17 protein-coding genes and 1 tRNA gene are annotated in these 23,393 nt (G+C 61.1%); 9 read left to right on the top strand and 9 right to left on the bottom strand.

The features are described from left to right. The first annotated feature begins 81 nt into the window (after nucleotides 1-81). The 5 genes from ftsH to serA all read left to right on the top strand — a co-directional run bounded on the left by ftsH (nucleotide 82) and on the right by serA (nucleotide 7,754). Nucleotides 82-2,013 carry an ATP-dependent zinc metalloprotease FtsH gene (gene ftsH / locus NE851_RS29035; RefSeq protein WP_047616537.1) on the top strand — a complete coding sequence of 644 codons (1,932 nt, stop codon included), beginning with the start codon at nucleotides 82-84 and terminating at the stop codon, nucleotides 2,011-2,013. 241 nt (nucleotides 2,014-2,254) lie between these two features. After that, nucleotides 2,255-3,607, top strand: a complete 1,353-nt coding sequence (gene glmM / locus NE851_RS29030; RefSeq protein WP_047616623.1) for a phosphoglucosamine mutase — start codon at nucleotides 2,255-2,257, stop codon at nucleotides 3,605-3,607. A gap of 258 nt (nucleotides 3,608-3,865) precedes the next feature. Beyond that, the gene (locus NE851_RS29025; protein WP_047616539.1) at nucleotides 3,866-4,702 is read left to right on the top strand and encodes an outer membrane protein; all 837 of its coding nucleotides are present in this window, start codon (nucleotides 3,866-3,868) and stop codon (nucleotides 4,700-4,702) included. Between the two features lie 190 nt (nucleotides 4,703-4,892). Further along, the gene (locus tag NE851_RS29020; protein WP_047616763.1) at nucleotides 4,893-6,071 is read left to right on the top strand and encodes a phosphoserine transaminase; all 1,179 of its coding nucleotides are present in this window, start codon (nucleotides 4,893-4,895) and stop codon (nucleotides 6,069-6,071) included. Nucleotides 6,072-6,158: 87 nt separating this feature from the next. Continuing rightward, nucleotides 6,159-7,754: a phosphoglycerate dehydrogenase gene (gene serA, locus NE851_RS29015; RefSeq protein WP_047616765.1), complete on the top strand. Its 1,596-nt coding sequence runs from the start codon at nucleotides 6,159-6,161 to the stop codon at nucleotides 7,752-7,754. A 96-nt stretch (nucleotides 7,755-7,850) separates the two neighbouring features. Here the strand turns inward: serA and NE851_RS29010 are convergent, their stop codons facing one another. After that, a complete protein-coding gene (locus NE851_RS29010; protein ID WP_168332515.1) occupies nucleotides 7,851-8,117 on the bottom strand; it encodes a hypothetical protein in 267 nt (88 codons plus the stop codon). Between the two features lie 213 nt (nucleotides 8,118-8,330). On the opposite strand from NE851_RS29010, the gene NE851_RS29005 reads away from it, so the two are divergent. The 3 genes from NE851_RS29005 to NE851_RS28995 all read left to right on the top strand — a co-directional run bounded on the left by NE851_RS29005 (nucleotide 8,331) and on the right by NE851_RS28995 (nucleotide 12,288). Then, a complete protein-coding gene (locus NE851_RS29005) occupies nucleotides 8,331-10,415 on the top strand; it encodes a putative bifunctional diguanylate cyclase/phosphodiesterase (protein ID WP_254959513.1) in 2,085 nt (694 codons plus the stop codon). Between the two features lie 461 nt (nucleotides 10,416-10,876). Continuing rightward, the gene (gene mnmA, locus NE851_RS29000; RefSeq protein ID WP_063475365.1) at nucleotides 10,877-12,076 is read left to right on the top strand and encodes a tRNA 2-thiouridine(34) synthase MnmA; all 1,200 of its coding nucleotides are present in this window, start codon (nucleotides 10,877-10,879) and stop codon (nucleotides 12,074-12,076) included. Nucleotides 12,077-12,211: 135 nt separating this feature from the next. Beyond that, nucleotides 12,212-12,288 (top strand) — tRNA-Met (locus NE851_RS28995). 440 nt (nucleotides 12,289-12,728) lie between these two features. On the opposite strand, the gene NE851_RS28990 is transcribed toward NE851_RS28995, so the two are convergent. The 7 genes from NE851_RS28990 to pobA all read right to left on the bottom strand — a co-directional run bounded on the left by NE851_RS28990 (nucleotide 12,729) and on the right by pobA (nucleotide 19,916). Next, nucleotides 12,729-13,562, bottom strand: coding sequence for a cadherin-like domain-containing protein (locus NE851_RS28990; protein ID WP_047616551.1), 834 nt, complete (start codon nucleotides 13,560-13,562; stop codon nucleotides 12,729-12,731). A 374-nt stretch (nucleotides 13,563-13,936) separates the two neighbouring features. Then, nucleotides 13,937-14,653 carry an ABC transporter ATP-binding protein gene (locus NE851_RS28985; RefSeq protein WP_097595158.1) on the bottom strand — a complete coding sequence of 239 codons (717 nt, stop codon included), beginning with the start codon at nucleotides 14,651-14,653 and terminating at the stop codon, nucleotides 13,937-13,939. Beyond that, entirely contained in the window at nucleotides 14,634-15,398 is a 765-nt protein-coding gene (locus NE851_RS28980; RefSeq protein WP_047616555.1) for an ABC transporter ATP-binding protein, read from the bottom strand. The genes NE851_RS28985 and NE851_RS28980 overlap by 20 nt, the downstream gene beginning before the upstream one ends. Further along, nucleotides 15,395-16,399: a branched-chain amino acid ABC transporter permease gene (locus NE851_RS28975; RefSeq protein ID WP_127430763.1), complete on the bottom strand. Its 1,005-nt coding sequence runs from the start codon at nucleotides 16,397-16,399 to the stop codon at nucleotides 15,395-15,397. Before NE851_RS28975 ends, NE851_RS28980 begins: the two co-directional genes overlap by 4 nt. 1 nt (nucleotide 16,400) lies before the next feature. After that, nucleotides 16,401-17,264 carry a branched-chain amino acid ABC transporter permease gene (locus NE851_RS28970; protein ID WP_127430764.1) on the bottom strand — a complete coding sequence of 288 codons (864 nt, stop codon included), beginning with the start codon at nucleotides 17,262-17,264 and terminating at the stop codon, nucleotides 16,401-16,403. Nucleotides 17,265-17,371: 107 nt separating this feature from the next. After that, entirely contained in the window at nucleotides 17,372-18,544 is a 1,173-nt protein-coding gene (locus NE851_RS28965) for an ABC transporter substrate-binding protein (RefSeq protein ID WP_063475369.1), read from the bottom strand. 199 nt (nucleotides 18,545-18,743) lie between these two features. Further along, nucleotides 18,744-19,916 (bottom strand): 4-hydroxybenzoate 3-monooxygenase, encoded by a 1,173-nt coding sequence (gene pobA, locus NE851_RS28960; RefSeq protein WP_063475370.1) that lies wholly within the window; start codon nucleotides 19,914-19,916, stop codon nucleotides 18,744-18,746. A 117-nt stretch (nucleotides 19,917-20,033) separates the two neighbouring features. Here pobA and NE851_RS28955 point away from each other — a divergent pair, with 117 nt between their 5' ends. After that, complete coding sequence (locus NE851_RS28955; protein WP_127430765.1) at nucleotides 20,034-20,924, top strand: helix-turn-helix domain-containing protein; 891 nt, start codon at nucleotides 20,034-20,036, stop codon at nucleotides 20,922-20,924. 63 nt (nucleotides 20,925-20,987) lie between these two features. Here the strand turns inward: NE851_RS28955 and NE851_RS28950 are convergent, their stop codons facing one another. Next, a complete protein-coding gene (locus NE851_RS28950; RefSeq protein ID WP_127430766.1) occupies nucleotides 20,988-23,369 on the bottom strand; it encodes a phosphoketolase family protein in 2,382 nt (793 codons plus the stop codon). Between the last annotated feature and the right edge of the window lie 24 nt (nucleotides 23,370-23,393).

The raw sequence follows: 23,393 nt of genomic DNA, 5'->3' as shown, positions 1-23,393 counted from the left end.
GGCAACGGCACGGCGCAACCCTATGTTAGAAACGAATAAGACGGTCGCCATGAGGCGGCTGTTCCAGTGCTGGGGAGTTCAATGAACCCTAACTTACGTAATTTCGCCTTGTGGGCGATCATCGCGCTTCTGCTGATCGCCCTTTTCAGTATGTTTCAGACGGCGCCGGCGCAGACGGGCTCCCGCGAAATCCCTTATTCGCAGTTTCTGCGTGAGGTCGATGCGGGCCGCGTGAAGGAAGTCGTGGTCACGGGCAACCGTGTCTCCGGAAGCTATGTTGAAAATGGCACCACCTTCCAGACCTATTCGCCTGTGATCGACGACAGTCTGCTCGATCGCCTGCAGTCGAAGAACGTCCTGGTTTCCGCCCGTCCTGAAACGGACGGCTCTTCGGGTTTCCTCAGCTATCTCGGCACACTTTTGCCGATGCTTCTGATTCTCGGCGTCTGGCTGTTTTTCATGCGGCAGATGCAGGGCGGCTCGCGCGGCGCGATGGGCTTTGGCAAGTCCAAGGCCAAGCTTTTGACCGAAGCGCATGGCCGCGTGACTTTCGAAGACGTCGCCGGTGTCGACGAGGCCAAGCAGGATCTCGAGGAAATCGTCGAATTCCTGCGTGATCCGCAGAAGTTTCAGCGTCTCGGCGGCAAGATTCCGCGCGGCGTGCTGCTCGTCGGCCCTCCGGGTACCGGCAAGACACTGCTCGCCCGCTCGGTCGCCGGCGAAGCCAACGTGCCCTTCTTCACCATTTCGGGCTCCGACTTCGTCGAAATGTTCGTCGGCGTCGGTGCAAGCCGCGTGCGCGATATGTTCGAGCAGGCCAAGAAGAATGCTCCCTGCATCATCTTCATCGACGAAATCGATGCCGTCGGCCGCCATCGCGGCGCCGGTCTCGGCGGCGGCAACGATGAACGCGAGCAGACGCTGAACCAGTTGCTGGTTGAGATGGATGGCTTCGAGGCGAATGAGGGCGTGATCCTGATCGCTGCCACCAACCGTCCCGACGTTCTCGATCCGGCGCTGCTGCGTCCCGGCCGTTTCGACCGTCAGGTCGTGGTGCCGAACCCCGACATCGTCGGCCGCGAGCGTATCCTCAAGGTGCATGCCCGCAACGTTCCGCTGGCGCCGAATGTCGATCTCAAGGTTCTCGCCCGCGGCACGCCCGGTTTCTCCGGCGCCGACCTGATGAACCTGGTCAACGAAGCCGCCCTCATGGCCGCCCGCCGCAACAAGCGCGTCGTCACCATGCAGGAATTCGAAGACGCCAAGGACAAGATCATGATGGGCGCCGAGCGCCGTTCTTCGGCGATGACCGAGGCGGAAAAGAAGCTCACCGCTTACCATGAGGCTGGACACGCCATTACCGCGCTCAATGTCGCCGTCGCCGATCCGCTGCACAAGGCGACGATCATTCCGCGCGGCCGTGCGCTCGGCATGGTCATGCAGCTTCCCGAGGGCGATCGCTACTCGATGAGCTACAAGTGGATGGTTTCGCGCCTCTGCATCATGATGGGCGGCCGCGTCGCCGAGGAGCTCACCTTCGGCAAGGAGAACATCACCTCAGGTGCCTCCTCCGACATCGAACAGGCGACCAAGCTTGCCCGCGCCATGGTCACGCAGTGGGGCTTCTCCGATCAGCTCGGTCAGGTCGCCTATGGCGAGAACCAGCAGGAAGTCTTCCTCGGCCACTCGGTTTCGCAGTCGAAGAATGTTTCGGAAGCAACCGCGCAGAAGATCGACAATGAAGTGCGCCGCCTGATCGACGAAGCCTATACGCAGGCCCGCACGATCCTGACGGAAAAGCACGACGAATTCGTCGCCCTTGCTGAAGGTCTGCTCGAATACGAGACCCTGACCGGCGAAGAGATAAAGGCGTTGATCCGCGGCGAGAAGCCTTCCCGCGATCTCGGCGATGATTCGCCGCCAAGCCGCGGCTCGGCCGTTCCGAAGGCCGGCGCCCGGCCCGCCACCAAGGGTGACGAGCCAGAAGGCGGTCTCGAACCGCAGCCGCATTAACTGCGTCGACCAACTCGAACAAGGCCGGATTTCCGAAGTGGGAGATCCGGCCTTTTCTATTGGTAACGGGATATAATCATTTTTCTTGCTAATTTACGTGCCGATCGCCGCATTTTGTGGCATTCCGCTGAATTGAGGCAAGCATGAATCACGCTCGTGAATTGACGAGATCTCACTGAAGCCGGATTCGCTTGGAAGAATGCGCTGCCTTGAATGGCGCGCCGAGAGCACAGGAGTGCAGATGAAAAGACGCTATTTCGGTACGGATGGCATTCGCGGCCAATCCAACGTCTTCCCGATGACGCCGGATCTCGCCATGCGGGTCGGCATCGCCGCCGGCACGATCTTCCGCCGCGGCAACCACCGCCACCGAGTCGTCATCGGCAAGGATACGCGCCTTTCCGGCTATATGCTTGAGAATGCCATGGTCGCAGGCTTTACCGCCGCAGGCCTCGATGCCTTTATTCTCGGCCCGATCCCGACGCCTGCCGTCGCCATGCTGACGCGCTCGCTGCGCTGCGATATCGGTGTGATGATTTCGGCCTCGCACAATCCGTACGAGGATAACGGCATCAAGCTCTTTGGCCCCGACGGTTATAAGCTTTCCGACGATATCGAGGCCGAGATCGAGGATCTGCTCGAAAAGGACCTGAACGCGCAGCTCGCCAAATCCGACGATATCGGCCGCGCCAAGCGCGTCGACGGCGTGCATGACCGCTATATCGAACATGCCAAGCGCACCTTGCCGCGTGATGTGACGCTGCAGGGCCTGAGGATTGCGATCGACTGCGCCAATGGCGCCGCCTATAAGGTGGCGCCCGCCGTGCTCTGGGAGCTCGGTGCTGACGTCGTCACCATCGGCAACGAGCCGAACGGCACCAATATCAATCTCAATTGCGGCTCCACCAGCCCCGTCGCGCTGCAGAAGAAGGTGGACGAGGTTCGTGCCGATATCGGTATCGCCCTCGACGGCGATGCGGATCGCGTCATCATCATCGACGAAAACGGTTCGATCGTCGACGGCGATCAGCTCATGGCGGTCATCGCCGAGAGCTGGGCCGAGAGCCAGCAGTTGCGCGGCAATGGCATCGTCGCCACCGTGATGTCCAACCTCGGCCTCGAGCGCTTCCTCGACGACCGCGGCATGGCGCTTGCCCGCACGAAAGTCGGCGACCGCTATGTCGTCGAGCATATGCGCCAGAATAATTACAATGTCGGCGGCGAGCAGTCCGGTCATATCGTGCTGTCGGATTACGGCACGACCGGCGACGGTCTCGTCGCTGCTCTGCAGATCCTGGCCGCGGTCAAGCGCACCGGCCGGACCGTCAGCGAAGTCTGCCGCCGTTTCGAGCCGGTGCCGCAGCTCCTGCGCAATGTCCGCATCAGCGGTGGCAAGCCGCTGGAAGATATCCAGGTGCAAAAGGCGATCGCCGATGCCGAAGCCGAACTCGCCAGGAACGGCCGGCTCGTCATCCGCCCCTCGGGCACTGAGCCGTTGATCCGTGTCATGGCCGAAGGCGACGACCGTGCCCAGATCGAACGCATCGTCAACGAGCTGATCGGCACGATCTCGAACGTCCGGACCGCCGCCTGATCCAATGAGGAAAGAATAACGAAAAGCCGGTGCATCAGCGCCGGCTTTTTCGTTATTCATGCCCGCTATCGTGAGCCGATTACTGCCAAGCGCCCCACGATCCAAACTGATCTATGCTCGGGCCGCGAATGCCTCGGCATCTAGGTAAATGATCGTGGTTAAGCAGCTTTTAACGTTTCCCATTCATTATCCATCCGAAGCGTATCAGATTGGCAGCGACTGAGCCTGCCGACGCAACGGGATTTTGGAGTGGGATCCATGAAAAGAAGCTTGTCCGGCATCTTCGCCGCATTGTTGATCGCGACAAACGCCTATTCCGCGGACCTCGCCCCTGCCGAGCCGATCCCGGAGCAGCCGCCCGAGGTGGCGGTCAGCGAAGCGACGGGCTGGTACTTGCGCGGCGATGTCGGTTATGCCTTCACCGATCTGCGTGGCGCCCGCTATTTTCAGGGCAGCAATGCGACGGAGGTCGATTTCGACCGTGCCGACCTCGACGACGCATGGACGGTCGGCGGTGGTGTCGGTTATCAGATCAACAGCTATCTGCGCACCGACCTGACCTTCGACTATCTCACGCAGGCGGATTTCCACGGTTCGACGGTCGGACAGTGCGGCTTCCCGCTGGTGGATTGCACCTCGAGCGACCGCTCCTCGCTAACCGCCTACACATTGCTCGCCAACGCTTACGTTGATCTCGGCACCTACGGCTATGTCACGCCTTATGTCGGCGCCGGTATCGGCGGTTCCTACGTCAAGTGGAAGAACCTGCGCAACGTTGCCTGCGCCGATGACGGCAGCTTCTGCGACGACGAGGTCACCCATGGCGGCAAGGGCAACTGGCGCTTCACCTACGCGCTCATGGCCGGCGCCTCGATCGACGTCACCTGCAACATCAAGGCCGATGTCGGTTACCGTTACCTGCATATCGACGGCGGCAACATGTTCGGCTATTCGGACAATGGCGGCCCGGGCCGTGACAAGGGCCTCAGCGCCCATGAAGCCCGCGTCGGCGCCCGTTATCTCTTCGGCGGATGCGCCCAGGCGAGCTATGAGCCGCCGCCGGAAATTCCGCTGCAGCAGCCGGTCTACAAATAAGTCTGGTCCAGCCACCAGATCAGAAAGCCGCCCTCGCTCCGGGCGGCTTTTTCATTTTCGCCACCTCTCCTGCGTCAAAATATCCTCTCTCTGCGACACTTCCATCTTGACTATGACGCGTCCGATCCATACACACGGCGGCGGGACACCCTTCCCCAACGAAGGGCTTTCTATCTGAGAGGATAGCATCATGGCGAAGACCGCAAAGCCGGACATCCGTCCGCACAATACTCATTTTTCTTCTGGCCCTTGCTCGAAGCGTCCCGGTTGGTCGCTCGAAGCCCTTTCCGACGCGGCCCTTGGCCGTTCGCACCGCGCGAAGGTCGGCAAGACCAAGCTGAAGCAGGCCATCGACCTTACCCGTGAAATTCTCGAAGTGCCGGCAGATTACCGCATCGGCATCGTCCCGGCTTCCGATACCGGCGCCGTCGAAATGGCGCTCTGGTCGCTGCTCGGCGAACGCGGCGTCGATATGCTCGCCTGGGAAAGCTTCGGCGCCGGCTGGGTCACCGATGTCGTCAAGCAGTTGAAGCTCAAGGACGTGCGCAAGCTCGAAGCCGGTTACGGCGAGCTTCCCGATCTCGCGACCGTCGATTTCGACCGCGACGTGGTCTTCACCTGGAACGGCACCACCTCGGGCGTGCGCGTGCCGAACGCCGATTTCATTCCTGCCGACCGCAAGGGCCTGACGATCTGCGACGCCACCTCGGCGGCTTTCGCCCAGGAACTCGATTTCGCCAAGCTCGACGTCGTCACCTTCTCCTGGCAGAAGGTTCTGGGCGGCGAGGGCGCACACGGCGTCATCATTCTTTCGCCGCGCGCAGTCGAGCGCCTCGTCACCTACACGCCGGCCTGGCCGCTGCCGAAGATCTTCCGCATGACCTCGGGCGGCAAGCTGACGGAAGGCATCTTCCAGGGCGAGACGATCAACACGCCGTCGATGCTCTGCGTCGAGGACTATATCGATGCGCTCGTCTGGGCCAAGGGTCTCGGCGGCCTCAAGGCGCTGATTGCGCGCGCCGATGCCAATGCCAAGGTCATCCACGATTTCGTCGCGGCAAACGACTGGATCGCCAATCTCGCCGTCAAGGCGGAAACCGCCTCCAACACCTCCGTCTGCCTGAAGATCGTCGACAAGGACATCGCAGCCCTCGATGACGACGGTCAGGCGAATTTCGCCAAGGGTCTGGTCGGCCTCCTGGAAAAGGAAGGCGTCGCTTACGATGTCGGCCATTACCGCGACGCGCCGTCCGGCCTGCGCATCTGGGCCGGCGCCACGATCGAGGCATCCGACATGCAGAAGCTCATGCCATGGCTTTCCTGGGCCTTCGAAACCCAGAAGGCGCAGCTCGCTCAGGCCGCCGCCTGAGGTGATCGCATCCGGCTCCGCCACAAGGCGGCGGAGCCCAGCATTTCTGATTTCATTCATCGCTGAACACTTTTGAAGGAGGCCCTCATGGCACCTCGCGTTCTCGTATCCGACGAATTGTCGGAAACCGCCGTCCAGATCTTTCGCGACCGCGGCGTCGAAGTCGATTTCGAACCGCAGCTCGGCAAGGACAAGGACCGCCTGCTCGAAGTCATCGGCAAGTATGATGGCCTGGCTATCCGCTCTGCCACCAAGGTGACGGAAAAGATCATCGAAGGGGCGAAGAACCTCAAGGTGGTCGGCCGCGCCGGTATCGGCGTCGACAATGTCGATATCCCGGCCGCCTCGCGGCGCGGCATCATCGTCATGAACACGCCCTTCGGCAACTCGATCACGACAGCCGAACACGCGATTGCGCTGATGTTCGCCGTCGCCCGCCAGCTTCCGGCCGCCGATACCTCGACGCAGGCCGGCAAGTGGGAGAAGTCGAAGTTCATGGGTGTCGAGATCACCGGCAAGACGCTCGGCGTCATCGGCGCCGGCAATATCGGCTCGATCGTCTGCGCGCGCGCCATCGGCCTGAAGATGCACGTCGTCGCCTACGACCCGTTCCTTTCCAAGGAGCGCGCCGAGGAGATGGGCGTCACCAAGGTCGAGCTGGAAGAGCTTTTCGCCCGCGCCGATTTCATCACGCTGCATGTGCCGATGACCGACAAGACGCGCGGCATCCTCAACAAGGAAGCACTGGCAAAGACCAAGCCCGGCGTGCGCATCATCAACTGCGCCCGCGGCGGCCTGGTCGATGAGGCAGCGCTTGCCGAAGCGATCAAGTCGGGCCATGTCGCGGGTGCCGCCTTCGACGTGTTCGAGGTCGAGCCCGCCAAGGAAAGTCCGCTCTTCGGCCTGCCGAACGTCGTCTGCACGCCGCATCTCGGCGCCTCAACGACCGAAGCGCAGGAGAACGTCGCTCTGCAGGTGGCCGAACAGATGGCCGATTACCTCGTCAATGGTGCGGTCTCCAACGCCATCAACATGCCGTCGATCACGGCTGAGGAAGCGCCGATCCTGAAGCCCTTCATCCGCCTTGCCGACGTTCTCGGCGCCTTTGTCGGCCAGGTCACCGAAGAGCCGATCAAGGAAATCGAAATCCTTTATGACGGCATCACCGCCAACATGAACACGCGGGCGCTGACGAGTGCCGTGCTCGCCGGCCTCATCCGGCCGCAGGTCGCCGACGTCAACATGGTTTCGGCGCCGATCATGGTCAAGGAAAAGGGTGTCGTGCTGTCCGAGGTCAAGCGCGACAAGACGGGTGTATTCGACGGTTACATCAAGCTGACGGTGACGACCGAAAGCATGACGCGCTCGGTCGCCGGCACGGTGTTTTCGGATGGCAAGCCGCGCTTCATCCAGATCAAGGGCATCAACCTCGATGCCGATGTCGGCTCGCACATGATCTATATCACCAATACCGACGTCCCAGGCATGATCGGCTTCATTGGCACGACGCTCGGAGCGGCCGGCGTCAACATCGCCAACTTCCAGCTCGGTCGTGACAAGCAGGGCGGCGACGCCATTGCGCTGCTCTATGTCGACGGCGAGGTTGACGACGCCGTGCTTGCGCAGCTGACGGCCCATCAGGCGATCCGCCAGGCAAAGCTGCTCACTTTCAACATCGACTGAGTTTCCTCCTCGGGATCTCGATCCGGCAAGAATGACAACAAAAACCCGGCGCGGGAAACGGCGCCGGGTTTTTGTTGTGTCGGAATCGAATGGATCTCAGTGCGGCCGGCGTTTTCGGCGGACGATCTTGCCGAAACGGGCGATATTGTCTTCAGCCTTCGTGCGGTGAAGGAAGGCAAGCCGGCTGCCGTCCAGACCCTCGTAGAATTCGTCCCAGGAAATCTCTTCCTGCGTTTCAGAGGAAAAATCGACGCGAACGGTTTCGCTATCCGGTGCGTTCTTGATACGGGCGGGACGGCCGCCACGCGCCTCGATCCAATGCCTGATCCTGCTGTAATCCGTCGTCGTGCCGAACCTGCCCATGAAACCCTCCTCAGCAATGCGACATCGATGACCCGGAACGCACGATCGACGCAATTGTTCCGGGGTATCCAAATTATTTTATTGAAGATGAGGCAGAGCGCCGTTTGCTCGTTTCACAGGCGGAAGCCTAAAGTTTAGGCCGAGTATGATTCTGATTTTATTTAACTTTTCTCAGTATACCCTGGCATCGGCATCAACCGCGCGTGAATTTCCATGGCCCCTTTGCAGAAGACCGAGCAGATCGAGGCACTGAACGATGACTTCCGGTCATTGTTTGCAACGCACCCATCCCCGATGTGGGTCTATGATCCGGTATCGCTGCGGTTTCTCAGCGTCAACGAAGCGGCGGTAGCCCTTTACGGCTATGGCGCGGACGAATACCGGCGCATGACGGTTCTGGATATCCGCCCCCAGCATGAGCGGGAACGGATGATCGAGGCCGTCAACGGCCGTACCGACATGGAAAAGGCGGAGCGCTGGCTTCATCTCAAGGCGAACGGCGAGACCTTCGAGGTGCTGACCTATGGCCGTGAAGTGCGTTTCGAGGGACGGGCGGCGATCCTGGCAATCGTGCAGGACCGCACCGAGGTCAACGCCGCCAGGCGCCAGATGAGCGATGCACGCTCGCTTCTCGACAGCATTGTCGACAATCTGCCGGTCGGGGTCTTCGTCAAGGACATGGAAGCGGACGGGCTTTACATTCTCTTCAACGAGGCCTGCGGCGACATCGTTGGCATGAAGGCGCAGGATGTGGCCGGCCGAACCGACCGGGCGCTGTTTGCCGCCGGCCAGACAGACGCTTTCCGTGAGCAGGATCGCCGGGCCTTCGAAGCCAAGAGGACGATCAGCTTCGAAGAGACGATGCTGCGTCCCGACGTAGCGCAACGCATCCTGCGCACCGTCAAGCGCGTCCTGCCGGCGCCGGAGGGCCATGCGCCGCGCTATCTGCTTGGCATTTCGCAGGATGTCACGGAGGAGCGTGCCATCGAGGCAAAGCTTGCCCATCTTGCTATGCATGATGCCCTGACCGGCTTACCGAACCGGGCAGCATTTTCTGAACATATCGATAAGCGCGTGGCCGAAGCGACCACAGAGAGCCCGATCGCGCTGCTCTATATCGACATCGATCATTTCAAGCATATCAACGACAGCAAGGGGCATGCCGCCGGCGACGCTCTGCTTTGCCAGGTGTCGGAGCGTCTGCTGCAATTGGCGGAGGAGGGCGATCTCGTCGCCCGTCTCGGCGGCGATGAGTTCGCCATCGTGCTCGAACTCGGCGAGCCTGAGCGGGTCGGGCGTTTTGCACAGCGGTTGCTGCAGACGCTTAGCCATGCCTTCGATCTCGACGGCGCCCGGGAGCATGCCACCTGCAGCATCGGCATCGCCTTGGCGCCGGATCATGCCGGCGACGCGGATGTGCTGATGCGCCATGCGGATCTGGCGCTCTATGCCGCCAAGGAGAGTGGGCGCTCGACCTATCGCTTTTACGAGACGGAGATGCGGCTTGCCGCCGAGCGGCGGCATGTGATGACCGCAGAGCTGTGGGAGGCGCTGGAGAAGCGCCAGTTCGAGCTGCATTACCAGCCGATCGTGCAGCTAGACAATGACGGCATCGCCGGCTTCGAGGCGCTGATCCGCTGGCGCCATCCCAAGCGCGGCCTGGTGGCGCCGATGGATTTCATTCCGCTCGCCGAGGAGACCGGCCTCATCGTACCGATCGGCGACTGGGTGATCCGGGAAGCCTGTCGTGCCGCCGCCGGGTGGCCCGCCCATCTGAGGATCGCCGTCAATCTCTCCGTCAGCCAGTTCCGGCATGCGAGCCTGCTTTCGACCGTAGTCGCGGCGCTCAACGAAACGGGGCTGAATGCCGACCGGCTTGAAATCGAAATTACCGAATCCGTCTTCCTGACGGATGCCGATCAAAGCCTGCCGCTGCTGCGGGCACTGAAGGAGCTTGGGATCCGCATCGCCATCGACGATTTCGGTACGGGTTATTCGTCGCTGAGCTATCTCAGGGCTTTCCCCTTCGACAAGATCAAACTCGATCGCAGCTTCGTTTCAGGCATCGAGACGGATGCCGGCAATCTTGCCATCGTGCGCGCCGTCGTCGGTATCGGTTCCGGTTTCAACGCAACGACGCTGGCCGAGGGGATCGAGACCGAAGAGCAGTTGCAGAAGCTGCGCGACGAAGGTTTCCGCGAGGTGCAGGGCTATCTGCTTGGCCGGCCGATGCCGCAGCACGAGGCAGAGGTGCTGATCCACGGCCACGCGCTGAAGGCCGCTTCCTCATGCGGGTGACAAACGGCGGTGCTTGCGCGGGAGCTGGGTTCAGCCGTCCGAGGAGCAGGCATGCCGCTTGAGACCATCAAGCATTCGTTATTTTGAGAACGGCGGCCGAACCGGCATAATTCTCGTGGGCTGGAAGGAGGATGTATATGAAACGCTATTCATTCTCGATGATCGGACTGGCGCTCGTGACTGCCATCATCGTCAATCCGGGTATCGCATTCGCCTGCAACAAGCTGATCGGCACCTGAGCCGCACCCCCCGCTTCCGAGGCGCGGTTTCGGCTGCGCCTTCTTTTCCACGCGAATTCGAAACTATCGGGGGTCCGAAGGCCCGCCCCTTGCGTCCAGGGACAATCCTTTCTATATCGGTCCCTCATCGAGAGACGGCGGCCGATCCCGCCGGAGATCAGCAAATCCGCCGCAATTGCAGCGCAAGGGCGGATCGTGACCCAAGCAGAATTGGCATCATCGTTGAACACACTGGATTTTGATAAGAAGCCGGAAGAGACCCGTGTCGTCGTCGCCATGTCGGGCGGCGTCGATTCATCCGTCGTCGCCGGCCTTCTCAAACAGCAGGGTTACGATGTGCTCGGCATCACACTGCAGCTTTACGATCATGGCGCCGCCGTTCACCGCGCCGGCTCCTGCTGCGCCGGCCAGGATATCGACGATGCGCGCCGCGTCTGCGAAACGCTCGGCATCCCGCATTATGTGCTCGATTACGAGAAGCGTTTTCGCGAGACGGTGATCAATCCCTTCGCCGAAAGCTATGTGGCGGGCGAAACGCCGATCCCCTGCGTGTCCTGCAACCAGACCGTCAAATTCGCCGATCTGCTGGCGACGGCCAAGGAGCTCGGCGCCGATGCGCTGGCGACCGGCCACTATATCCGCTCGGGCCCTAACCCTTCGCCCGAGAATCCCGGCCGCCGCGCGCTGTTCCGCCCGGCCGATGCCGACCGCGACCAGAGCTATTTCCTCTTCGCCACGACGCAGGAACAGATCGACTATCTGCGCTTTCCCTTGGGCGGCCTGCCGAAGGCCGAGACCCGCAGGCTTGCCGAAGAAATGGGCCTCGTCGTCGCCAAGAAGGCCGACAGCCAGGACATCTGCTTCGTGCCGCAGGGCAAATATTCCGACATCATCACCAAGCTGAAGCCGAATGCGGCGCTGGCCGGTGAGATCGTCCATCTCGATGGCCGCGTGCTCGGGACCCATGAGGGTATCCTGCATTTCACCATCGGTCAGCGCCGCGGCATCGGCATCGCCACCGGCGAGCCGCTCTATGTCGTCTTTCTCGACGCCCGTTCGCGCCGCGTCATCGTCGGGCCGAAAGAGGCTCTGGAAACGCACCGCGTTTACCTGCGCGATGTCAACTGGCTGGGCGACGAGACGCTTGCGGAAGCCGCTTCCGGCGACGGCTTTGCCTGCTACGCCAAAGTCCGCTCGACGAGGGCGCCGGCACCTGCCGTGCTGCATGTCGATGCGACCGGCACCTATGTCGACCTGACGGTCGGCGAGGCAGGCATCGCGCCCGGCCAGGCCTGCGCGCTTTATTCCGCCCCCGGCGACAACGCCCGCGTCTTCGGCGGCGGCTTCATCGAGCGCTCCGAGCGCGAACCGTCGGCGGAAGCTTCGCTGAAGGCCCTTTTGGCCGGCCCCGTCGCCGCCTGAAAGCCAGAGGAAACGGCGCCCTATAAAGCCCACCGTTTTTCTCGATCATGCGCTTGACACAAAGCCGAAGCGCACCTTATAAGCCGCTCATCCCACGAACCGGCATCGCTTCGCGAGCGGGTATCGTTGACCAGTGGCGGAGTAGCTCAGTAGGTCAGAGCAGAGGAATCATAATCCTTGTGTCGGGGGTTCAAATCCCTCCTCCGCTACCATCTCCTTATTGCAGAAATAGCGATTTATGCGGCTCGATTTTGAGCCGGTTCCGAAGGCCGTGGTAGCACGTTGGTAGCAGCGCCAGATGTCGCGGCGAGGGGAAAACCAGTTGCCCCTGGTCTGCAGCCGCCAACGCCGAGGACAGACCTATCTGTAAAGCGTCAAAAGCAATACAGGCATCTTCGTCGCCCAAAAATGGGATGCGACAGCGATAATAATAGCCCATACGGCAAGCGAGAACATGACCGCCGCTAACCTGATCCCGACTGGCTGCATCAATTCCTCCATCCCAGCATAACCGTGCCTCCTCGCACGATCCTATGCTAGCAAGACGCAACTCGGTCAGCTATCGCAAGATATTGGTATCAAATAACGACAGCAGAGAGCGCTTGGCGAAGATGCAAAGATGTCGGCGATACGATGCCTTTTTCCCCATCCGTCAAACGATGAAATGGAAGTTGTCGTATTGCGCACCATAATAATCCGGGCCGCTCGTTTCGGTGATCACGGGTTCGGTGTCGAGTATGAGGTAGTCGATCGGGCCGTAGGCGCTGAGATCGATCATTTGCGGGTCATGAATGCTGTCGGCGGTGACGTTGACCGTGACCAAGAATACGGTATCGCCGTTCAACTTGCCTTCGATCGTTAGAACGTTGTCATAGTCCGATGTGCCGTTTGCGACACTGAATTGCTCGATCTGAAAGTCACCGCCATCGGCGGCTTGGATGGGTGTCCAGAACACGCCTCCTCCCAGATAGTGGTTGCCATCCGCTTCCTCCCGCACAGTCGCGTCGTCACCATCGTACCAGGCGCCCCAATCGAAACCTTTATAGCCTGTAGGGAAGTCGTGTTTGCCGACATCCTCGAAGTTAACGAAGACGTCGCCGCGTTCCGGCAGGTCGACCGCGATATTGAGCAGGCCGAAGTCGGTGGCGCCTTTGCCATCCGAGATCTTGAAATTGAACTGGTCGGCGAGTTGATCTCCTGGGCCGAGCGCGGCCACGATCGGGTTGGAGTGATCGAGTTCGTACGTGTAGTTGCCGTTGGAATAGACGGTCAGCGTGCCGTATTTTCCCTCGATTGTCGTCGTCGTGGCGGGTCCATCCGGATCGGCCGGTTGCGGAATTCGCTGTCCATTCACGAAGTTGAGGCGCACCCGATCTCCATCGGCATCGGTGGAACTGGTGTTGTCCAGGATGTTGCCGTCGATCGGGTTGTCGATGTTGAAAATAGGCTGGTACACGTCACCTGCGACCGGCTTGTGGTTTGCCATTTCTATCCCCCCGTTTGATCTGCTGTTCCAGTGTGCAACTTTATCGAGTGTGTTGACAACAGAAATCGATGAAGCATCGGATAAATCAACCGGCTATTGCTCCAGCTTCCAAGTAAAAAAGGCACAATCGACGCAGATTCTGCCTATGATCCAAGCTTTTACGCCTGTCTCGCGCTGCTGCTGCCTTGTCGATCAGAGCATTTCCCGCCTCTTCAGACGATTACCATTTTCGCCGGCACAAGACGTTCCAGGCAGTATAATAGTGGCAGGCCAACGATGACGTCATAATGACGATATACTGGATGAATTCCTCTGTCTGTCCGGCGCAACGGTGAAGACAGGACGAGGGATTGATCGGCCGCTCCGGCCGTGCGTCAATGCAGGCCGCCGACCCCGAGCAGGCTCTCGACAGCCTCGTGATCGCTGGTGAGGCGCTCCGGCGTTCCCGCCCAGGCCAGTCGCCCTCGTTCGAGAATGACGACCTGATCGGCGAAATCGAGCGCGCTCTGGATACGCTGTTCGACCAGGAGGATCGTCATGTCTCCCGTCTTGGCGAGTTCGGCAAAGGCAGCCATCAATTCCTCGCAGATAACGGGGGCGAGGCCCTCCAGCGGTTCGTCGAGCAACAGGACGGAGGGGCGGCCGAGAATGGTGCGGGCCGTCGAGAGCATCTGCTGCTCGCCGCCCGAGAGTTGGCTGCCGAGGTTGCGGCGGCGCTCCTTCAGACGCGGGAACATGGCATAGGCTTCCTCCAGCGCCGTCCTCGGCCGCGTCTTCAAGCCGACGAAAAGGTTCTCTTCGACCGTCAGCGTCGGGAAGACGCAGCGCGTCTGCGGCACATATCCCAGGCCCTTATGCGCCCGTGTCGCGCTGGCTGCCGTGGTGACATCCGAACCGCCGAGGCGGATGCTGCCCTCGTAGCGCTTGGTCTGGCCGGCAAGCGTTGCCAAGAACGTGGTCTTGCCCATGCCGTTGCGGCCGAGCACGGCCAGCCGTGCGCCCGCCGGCACGGAGAGAGAAATGCCTTCGAGCACTCTCGTCGGCCCATATCCCGCCGACAGATTTTCGACCTCAAGCGATATGGCTGGCATTGGCATAGCTCCCGAGATAGGCCTCGCGCACGCGCGCATCCTTGGTGACGTCTTCAGGCAGGCCGTCGAAGATGATTGCGCCTGATGCAAGCACGATGACGCGTTTTGCAAAACGGAAGACGAGGTCCATGTCGTGTTCAATCATCAGCACGGCGAGATCGGCGGGCAGATCGGCAAGCGCCTGCTCGATGCGGCCGGTATCGCTCTGCGGCACGCCGGCGGCCGGCTCGTCGAGCAGCAGCACCTTCGGTCTCAGCGCCAGTGCCACGGCGATCTCGAGAAGCCGCTGCTGGCCATAGGCGATCTCGCTGACCTTTCGATGCATCAGCAAAGCCAATCCGAGCTTTCCCAAGAGATCGTCGACTTCCGCCATGACGTCAGGCATACGCAGGAAATTTCCGAACATATGGCCGGTCTTTCCGTCGCGTTGGAGGACGGCAAGCCCCACATGCTCGGCTGGCGTCATCTCCTGGAAAAGCCGTGTCACCTGAAAGGAGCGGACAAGGCCGCGCTTGACCCTGCCGATCGCATCGACTTTCGTCACCCTTTCGCCGCCGAGGCGAACCTCGCCGGAATCGGGCGACAGATTGCCGGTCACGAGGTTGACGAAGGTGGTCTTGCCGGCGCCGTTCGGGCCGATCAATGCGATGCGATCGCCTGGCGACATTGCGAGCGATACATCGTTGGTGACGGCAAGGCCGCCGAAGGCTTTCCTGAGATTGGCGACTTCGAAGACGGGGCTCATGAGCGTTGCTCCGTGCGACGTCCAATGAAGGCCGCGGCTGTGCCATAGAGGCCTTTCGGCGCAAAGAGCACGACGGCGATCAGCAGCGCGCCGACCATCGTCAGCCAATGAAAGGGATTGGCGGCCGAGACATAATCTTCAAAGAGCATGAAGATGACAGTGCCGGAGAGCGCGCCGAAGAGAGAACCGGTGCCGCCGAGCACCAGCATGACAAGCGCTTCGGCAGATTGGGTGAAAGACAGGCTGTCCAGGCCGACGACCTGTGTCGAGATCGCATTCAAGGCGCCGCCGACACCGGCAACCGCGCCCGAGATTCCATACATCCTGATGAGAGCGGCCTTAGGCGAAGCGCCCATGGCGCGAACGCGCAGCGGGTCCTGCTTGATGGCGCGGCAGAGCATGCCGAAGGGTGAGCGGACCAGGAACCGCAGCAGCACGAAGACGATCAGCAGCAGCGCCATTCCGAAGAAGAAGGCGGTATGTCCGTAGAGGTCGAATTCGAAGAGGCCGAAGACCGGATCCGGCGCGATGCCGGAAAGCCCATCGCTGCCGCCTGTCCATGACGACGCCTTGTTGGCGAATTCATGGAAGAGGTTGATGAGCGCAATTGACAGCACGAGCTGCGGCAAGCCATGCGCACGCAGGATGATTGCGCCGCAGAAGAGCCCGGCAACCGCGCCGCCTGTTATGCCGGCCAACATCATCAGCAGTGGATCATTGATGCCGTAATGTGCCGACAGGATCCCGGCGGCATAGGCGCCGGAGCCGAAAAGTGCTGCATGGCCGAGCGTTGCGACGCCGCAATAACCGGTCACGAGATCGAGCGACAGGACGAGCAGCGCGATCGTGATCATCCGGGTCAGAAGGGCGAGATTATCGGGGAAGGCGAAATAGCCGATCGCGGCAAAGACTGCCATGACCGCTATTCCGGCGAGATCCCGGCCCATGGTGCCGCGCCGATGCTGGAGACGTCCGTTTTCGTTGTTGATCACAAGTGCCATCTCATTTCGCCCTTCCGGCAAGGCCGCGCGGGAAGACGCAGATGATCGCGATCACGGCGAGATAGAAGAAGAATTCGCCGAATTCAGGCATCAGATACCGCCCGGTCGTATCGATCGCGCCGAGCAACAGGCAGGCGATCAGCGCGCCCGGAATGGAACCCGCGCCGCCGACGGAGACGACGACCAGGAAGGTGACCATGTAGCGCAGCGCGTAATAGGGTTCGACCGGCAGGAGTTCGGCGCCGACCACGCCGCCGAACGCGGCAAGCCCGACGGCAACGGCAAAGCTCACCGCATAGATGATCTCGGTGCGCACGCCGAGTGCTGCAGCCATCGCCGCATCATCGACGGAGGCGCGCAGCTTGACGCCGAAGCTCGTCCTGTCGATCGCAAACCAGAGGGCGAGTGCAACGGCCAGGCCACAGAGGATGACAAAGAGCCGTTGAACGGGAATGGTGCGGAAGCCGAGATCGGCCGATCCTTGCAACGCAGCGGGCAGCGGTATGGTCTTCAGCGTCGGCCCCATCAGGTAGTTTGCGATGCCGATGATGCAGAAAGTGAGGCCGATCGTCATCAGCACCTGGGTCAGCTCGGGCGCGCCATAGATCCGGCGGTAGAGGAAACGCTCGACCGGGATTGCGACGATGATGGTGATCACAACGGCGGCGAGGACCGCCACGGCATAACCAAGGCCGAGGTCGCGGGCGACATAGGAGGCGATATAGCCCCCGATCATCGCGAAGGCGCCGTGAGCGAGGTTGACGACACGCATCAGCCCCATGGTGACGGAAAGGCCAATCGATATCACGAAGAGCACCATGCCGTAGGCAAAGGCATCGACGGCTATGCTGAAGACTGTCTGCATGGAACTACCTTGCTTCGATGCGACGGGCTTGGCGCGCCTTGACCGTTCCGGAGATCGGAAGCCTGCCCGGCAATCGCCAAACCCGTCGCAAATCAGGATGGCGTCGGTTACTTGGCCGCCGCCAGGCCTGGATCGCCCTGTTTCTCGAAGGTCTGGACTTCCTTGTTGATATAGGTCCCGTCATCGGCTTTGACGACTTCGCGCAGATAGATGTTCTGCGTGATGTGACGGCTTTCCGGATCGATCGAAACCGGGCCGCGTGGGCTTACCCAGGCAAGACCCTTGACCGCATCGACGGCCTTCTCGGCATCCTGCTTGCCGCCCGTCGCCTCGATCATCTTGTAGATCACATACATGCCGTCATAGGCGCTGACCGCGGGGAAGGAGAGTTCGGCCTTGTTGCCGATCGCTTTGGCAGCCGCCTCGACGAAAGCCTTGTTCTCAGGAGAGTCGTGCGACACCGCGTAGTGGAAGGTCGTCTGAATGCCGAGCGCGGCATCGCCCAGCGCCGGCAAGTCGGATTCCTGCGTCAGATCGCCCGGCGCGAAGAACTTGATGCCGGCGGCCTTCAGGCCATTGTCGTTGTACGCCTTGACGAAGCCGAGTGTCGTCGGCCCCGATGGCAGGAAGGCGAAGACGCCCTGCGCGCCGGAATCCTTGATGCGCTGCATGATCGGGCTGAAGTCGTTGGTCGCAAGCGGCATGCGGATTGCCTCGACCACCTGACCGCCGGCCTTTTCGAACCCCGCCTTGAAGGCATTCTCGGCGTCGATACCGGGGCCGTAATCGCTGACGACCGAAATCACCTTTTTGACGCCGGCGTCGAAGGCGACCTTGGCGATCGGCGTCGAGGTCTGCCAGGTGGTGAAGGAGGTGCGGACGACGAGCGGGCTCTTGGTGACGATCGCCGAGGTGGCGGCGTTCATGATGACCATCGGCACGTTGCCCTGCTTCAGGATCGGCGTCACTGCCATGGCATCGGGCGTGAAATAGAAGCCTGTGAGATATTGGACCTTCTCCTTGACGATCAGTTCCTGCGCCAGCGCCTTGGATTGGGCGGGATCGGCCTGCGGTACGTCGCGATAGACGATTTCGACCGTGTCGCTGCCGACCTTGTTGCCGTTGACCGCCATATAGGCGTCGATGCCGGCCTTGAAGTTCTTGCCCTGCAGCGCGAACGGACCGGAGAACGGGCCGATGACGCCGACCTTGATGGTCTCGGCATAGGCGCTCGTGCCTATGGCGATGGCCGCAACGGCGGCCAGAAACAGCTTCTTCATTCTCTCTCTCCCTTTTGGGCGCACTCCCGCGCCGTATCCGCCAACCTCTCAAAATTGAGCGTTAGCTTGTCATGCGAAATGGTGATGTAAAATGAAATAAATCCCGGAATTCATGTTCACACGGTTATGAACGGGAGCGGAAACAATGGACGGCCAGCTCCGTGTTCAACGTGGCTTGCATCCATCGCCAATCTCCCCGTCAGAATGGCAATCCCACATAGTTTTCCGCGAGCACCGTCGAGGCGGCGCGGGAATGGGTGAGATAGTCGAGCTCCGCCTCCTGGATCTTCTGTTCGAAATCACCGGTATCGGGAAAACGGTGCATCATCGTCGTCATCCACCAGGAAAACCGTACGGCCTTCCACACCCGGGCGAGCGCCTTCTGCGAATACGCGTCGATGCCGCTATTCGAGCGTTCGCGGTAATGCTCGATCAGCCCGGAGAAAAGGTAGTGGACGTCGCTGGCGGCAAGGTTCAACCCCTTGGCGCCGGTCGGCGGTACGATATGGGCGGCGTCGCCGACGAGGAAAAGCCGGCCGAAGCGCATCGGTTCGGCGACGAAGGAGCGCAATGGGGCGATGGATTTCTCGAAGGACGGCGCGGTCACCAGTGCCTCGGCGTGATGGGTCGGCAGTCGTCTTCGCAACTCGTCCCAGAAGCGATCGTCGCTCCAGTCCTCGATCTTCTCGTCGAGCGCGCATTGGATATAGTAGCGGCTGCGCGTGGCCGAGCGCATCGAACAGAGCGCAAAGCCCGTGGGATGGTTGGCGTAGATCAGTTCATGGCTCACCGGCGCCACATCGGCCAGGACGCCCAGCCAGCCGAAAGGGTAGACCTTCTCGAAACTCCTGATCGCCTTTTCTGGGATGGCCTTGCGGCTGACGCCGTGAAAGCCGTCGCAGCCGGCGATGAAATCGCAATCGATGCGTTGTGTTGCGCCGTCCTTGGTGTAGGTGACGAAAGGAGAATGGCCGTCGAAGTCATGCGGCGTGACATTGACGGCATCGTAGATCGATAGGGAGCCGCTCGCTTCGCGCCGCTCCATGAGATCGCGCGTCACTTCGGTCTGTCCGTAAACGGTGACACGCCTGCCGCCGGTCAATTCGTGCAGGTCGATACGATGGTCACGTCCGTCGAAGGCCAGTGAGAAACCGTCATGCGGCAGGCCCTCGGCATGCAGCCGCGCACCCGCTTTGGCCTGGTCCAGCAGCCCGACGGTGCCTTCCTCCAGAACACCGGCGCGAACCCGCCCAAGGATGTATTCCTTGTTCACACGATCGAGAACGACATTGTCGATACCGGCTTCCGCGAGAAGCTGACCGAGCAGCAGGCCGGACGGTCCCGAACCGATGATGGTGACCTGGGTTCGCAAATGCTTCCTCCCTGCACTTTTGCGTTTTGCCAGATTCTGCCGTGCCGCTCTCGCCGCAGCAATGGACATCTCCGCCTAAAAATTGCACTACTCGAACATTGGTGCGGGAGGAGCCCCATGAGCAAACATGTTCCGACCTACGAACTTTACGGCGAAAATACCGGGCGAGGGCCGGATTTTTGGTTGCATTGCGAAACAATTCGCTCCCGCAGCAGCCTGCATCAATGGGAAATTCGCCCGCACCGCCACGAAAGCTTCTTTCAGATATTGTACATCGAAGGCGGTTCCGGCGATGCGATCTTCGGCGAAAAGAGCCATGCCATCCGGCCGCCGGCAGTCATCACGGTCCCGCCTGGGCTCAATCACGGCTTTCGTTTTTCACGCGACATCGACGGCTTGGTGATCACCCTATTGAGATCCCATCTCAGCCATCCGCTTGGCGAGCGAAGCCAGCTCGGCGAATGGCTGGCGACACCGCATCTGACGCTACTCGATCCTGAGGATGCCGAGGCAGCCTATGTGATGCAGACGTTGAGGCGGCTGGGCGACGAATTCGAAAACCGGCGCAGCGGCCGCAACGAGGTGTTGGCGGCCTATGTCGGCTTGGTGCTCAGGCTGACTGCGAGGATTTCCCATCAAGGAAACATGCACGAGCTCCCGCCCGACGAGAACGAGCGGCGGCTGGAAATGCTGAACGAGCTCATTCAACGCCATTTCCGATCGCACAAGCCCGCGTCCTTCTACGCCAGGGAGCTTGGAGTTTCGCCGACGCATCTTACCCGTATCGTCCGGTCGATGACCGGCAACACCCCCCATGAATTGCTCGCCGGCAAACTCATCGAAGAGGCGAAACGCCAGCTCGTTTTCACACTTGGCAGCGTCCAGGAGATCGGGTTTCGGCTCGGCTTTGCCGATCCGGCCTATTTCTCGCGTTTTTTTCTCAAATATACCGGCGAAACGCCGCGGGTCTGGCGCATCAAGGAAAAGGGTCGGCTTGAAGGCGCGTGACGTGTCGCGCCCGACGGATGATCTCTGCGGGCCGGTTCGCTGCGGTCCTGTTTGGTTTTCGCTTCACGCCGCTGGCCACGTCCAGTTCCGCACCTCCGGCATGTCCTCGCCATGTTCGCGGACATAGGCGTGATGCTCCGCAAGTTTGCCGCGGAAGGCGGCGAGCGCTTCGCCTGCCTTTTCTTTCAGGCCGGGTACACGCTCGATCGCTTCGATGGCGAGATGGAAGCGGTCGAGTTCGTTGAGGACGGTCATATCGAAGGGCGTCGTCGTCGTGCCCTCCTCGATGAAGCCGCGGACATGGATGTTGCGGTGGTTGGTGCGCTTATAGGTCAGGCGGTGAATGAGATAGGGATAGCCGTGATAGGCGAAAATGACAGGCTTGTCTGATGTGAAGATCGCGTCGAAGGCCCCGTCGGTCAGGCCGTGCGGATGTTGATCGCTGGATTGCAGCGCCAGGAGGTCGACGACGTTGACGGTGCGGATCTTCAGCTCCGGAATGGCCTTGCGCAGAAGATCGACGGCAGCCAGCGTCTCCATGGTCGGCACGTCGCCGGCGCAGGCCATGACGAGATCGGGCAGGATCGTGTCGTCCTCGTTGCTCGCCCAGTGCCAGATGCCGATGCCGGCCTCGCAATGTTTCACCGCCTCGTCCATCGACAGCCATTGCGGCTCCGGCTGCTTGCCGGCGACGATGACGTTGATGCGGTCATAGGTGCGCAGGCAATGGTCGCCGACCCAGAGCAGGGTATTGGCATCCGGCGGCAGATAGATGCGGACGATATCGGCCTTTTTGTTGGCGACGAGGTCGACGAAGCCGGGATCCTGGTGGCTGAAGCCGTTGTGGTCCTGGCGCCAGACATGGGAGGTCAGCAGGTAGTTGAGCGACGAGATCGGCTTTCTCCATTCGAGTTCGCGCGTCACCTTCAGCCATTTGGCGTGCTGGTTGAACATGGAATCGATAATGTGGATGAAGGCTTCGTAGCACGAGAACAGGCCGTGCCGGCCGGTCAGCAGATAGCCTTCAAGCCAGCCCTGGCAGAGATGTTCGCTCAGCACCTCCATGACACGGCCGTCGCGGGAGAGGTGGATGTCGTAGGGTTCGATATCCTCCATCCAGACACGGTCGGTGACTTCGAAGACGCTGCCGAGACGGTTTGATTCCGTTTCGTCAGGACCGAAGATACGGAAGTTGGCGGCCTCCGCATTGCGCTTCATCGTGTCGCGCAGATAATGGCCGAGGATTTCCGTCGACTGCACCATGGCGCTGCCGCGCTTGCCTATCTCGACCGCATAGGCGCTGATATCGGGAACATCGAGCTCCTTGCGCAGCAATCCGCCATTGGCGTGCGGATTGGCGCCCATGCGGCGTTCGCCGGCCGGTGCCAGCGCCCGCAGTTCCGGTTTCAGCCGGCCGTCGGCGCCGAACAGGTCTTTCGGATCATAGCTGCGCATCCAGTCCTCGAGGATCTTGCGATGGCCGTCATTCTCGCGGCAGTTGGAGACCGGCACCTGGTGGGAGCGCCAGAAGCCTTTGACCTTCTTGCCGTCGACCTCCTTCGGTCCTGTCCAGCCCTTCGGGCTGCGCAGCACGATCATCGGCCAGCGCGGGCAGATATCGGGCGCCTTGCCATTGCGTGCTTCCTCCTGGATTTCGCGAATGCGATCGAAGACCCTGTCGAAGGTTGCGGCCATCTGCTGGTGCATGTCGCGCGGCTCGTGACCCTCGACGAAGAAGGGCTCGTAGCCATAGCCTTCAAAGAGGCTATGCAAATCCTCGTGACTGGCGCGGCCAAGAATGGTCGGATTGGCGATCTTGTAGCCGTTCAGATGCAGGATCGGCAGCACGGCGCCATCGCGGGCAGGGTTCAGAAACTTGTTGGAATGCCAGCTCGCCGCCAGCGGCCCGGTTTCGGCCTCGCCGTCGCCGACGACGCAGGCGACGATCAGATCGGGATTGTCGAAGGCGGCGCCATAGGCATGGACGAGGGCGTAGCCGAGCTCGCCGCCCTCGTGGATCGAGCCCGGTGTTTCGGGTGCCGCGTGGCTCGGAATGCCGCCAGGAAAGGAGAATTGCCGGAAGAGCCTGCGCATGCCCTCCGTATCCTCGGAAATATCGGGATAGATTTCGCTGTAGATGCCTTCGAGATAGGTGTTGGCGACCATGCCCGGTCCGCCATGGCCGGGGCCACACATGTAGATGATATCGAGGTCGCGAGCGCGGATGAGACGGTTCAGATGCGCATAGATGAAGTTGAGGCCGGGTGTCGTGCCCCAATGGCCGAGCAAGCGGGGTTTGATGTGCTCCGGTTTCAGCGGCTCGCGCAGCAGCGGATTGGCGAGCAGATAAATCTGACCGACCGAGAGATAGTTGGCGGCGCGCCAATAGCGGTCGATCAGGGTGAGTTCGGCATCGGCCAGGGCGGTCGAGACATGCTTTTCCATGGATTTCTCCCGTTCGAAAACGTG

This window comes from Rhizobium anhuiense bv. trifolii (genome assembly GCF_024346605.1).
GTDB lineage: Bacteria > Pseudomonadota > Alphaproteobacteria > Rhizobiales > Rhizobiaceae > Rhizobium > Rhizobium anhuiense.
This window is presented reverse-complemented; position numbering and strand designations above follow the sequence as displayed.

Bases quoted from the DNA above. Each gene is read 5' to 3' on its own strand.
- NE851_RS29005 (WP_254959513.1), top strand. From the start codon at position 8,331: ATGGCCCCTTTGCAGAAGACCGAGCAGATCGAGGCACTGAACGATGAC.
- NE851_RS28975 (WP_127430763.1), bottom strand. From the start codon at position 16,399: ATGGCACTTGTGATCAACAACGAAAACGGACGTCTCCAGCATCGGCGC.
- NE851_RS28955 (WP_127430765.1), top strand. From the start codon at position 20,034: ATGAGCAAACATGTTCCGACCTACGAACTTTACGGCGAAAATACCGGG.
- NE851_RS29025 (WP_047616539.1), top strand. From the start codon at position 3,866: ATGAAAAGAAGCTTGTCCGGCATCTTCGCCGCATTGTTGATCGCGACA.
- NE851_RS29010 (WP_168332515.1), bottom strand. From the start codon at position 8,117: ATGGGCAGGTTCGGCACGACGACGGATTACAGCAGGATCAGGCATTGG.
- NE851_RS28980 (WP_047616555.1), bottom strand. From the start codon at position 15,398: ATGAGCCCCGTCTTCGAAGTCGCCAATCTCAGGAAAGCCTTCGGCGGC.
- NE851_RS28970 (WP_127430764.1), bottom strand. From the start codon at position 17,264: ATGCAGACAGTCTTCAGCATAGCCGTCGATGCCTTTGCCTACGGCATG.
- NE851_RS28965 (WP_063475369.1), bottom strand. From the start codon at position 18,544: ATGAAGAAGCTGTTTCTGGCCGCCGTTGCGGCCATCGCCATAGGCACG.
- NE851_RS29020 (WP_047616763.1), top strand. From the start codon at position 4,893: ATGGCGAAGACCGCAAAGCCGGACATCCGTCCGCACAATACTCATTTT.
- ftsH (WP_047616537.1), top strand. From the start codon at position 82: ATGAACCCTAACTTACGTAATTTCGCCTTGTGGGCGATCATCGCGCTT.
- NE851_RS28985 (WP_097595158.1), bottom strand. From the start codon at position 14,653: ATGCCAGCCATATCGCTTGAGGTCGAAAATCTGTCGGCGGGATATGGG.
- glmM (WP_047616623.1), top strand. From the start codon at position 2,255: ATGAAAAGACGCTATTTCGGTACGGATGGCATTCGCGGCCAATCCAAC.
- serA (WP_047616765.1), top strand. From the start codon at position 6,159: ATGGCACCTCGCGTTCTCGTATCCGACGAATTGTCGGAAACCGCCGTC.
- NE851_RS28950 (WP_127430766.1), bottom strand. From the start codon at position 23,369: ATGGAAAAGCATGTCTCGACCGCCCTGGCCGATGCCGAACTCACCCTG.
- NE851_RS28990 (WP_047616551.1), bottom strand. From the start codon at position 13,562: ATGGCAAACCACAAGCCGGTCGCAGGTGACGTGTACCAGCCTATTTTC.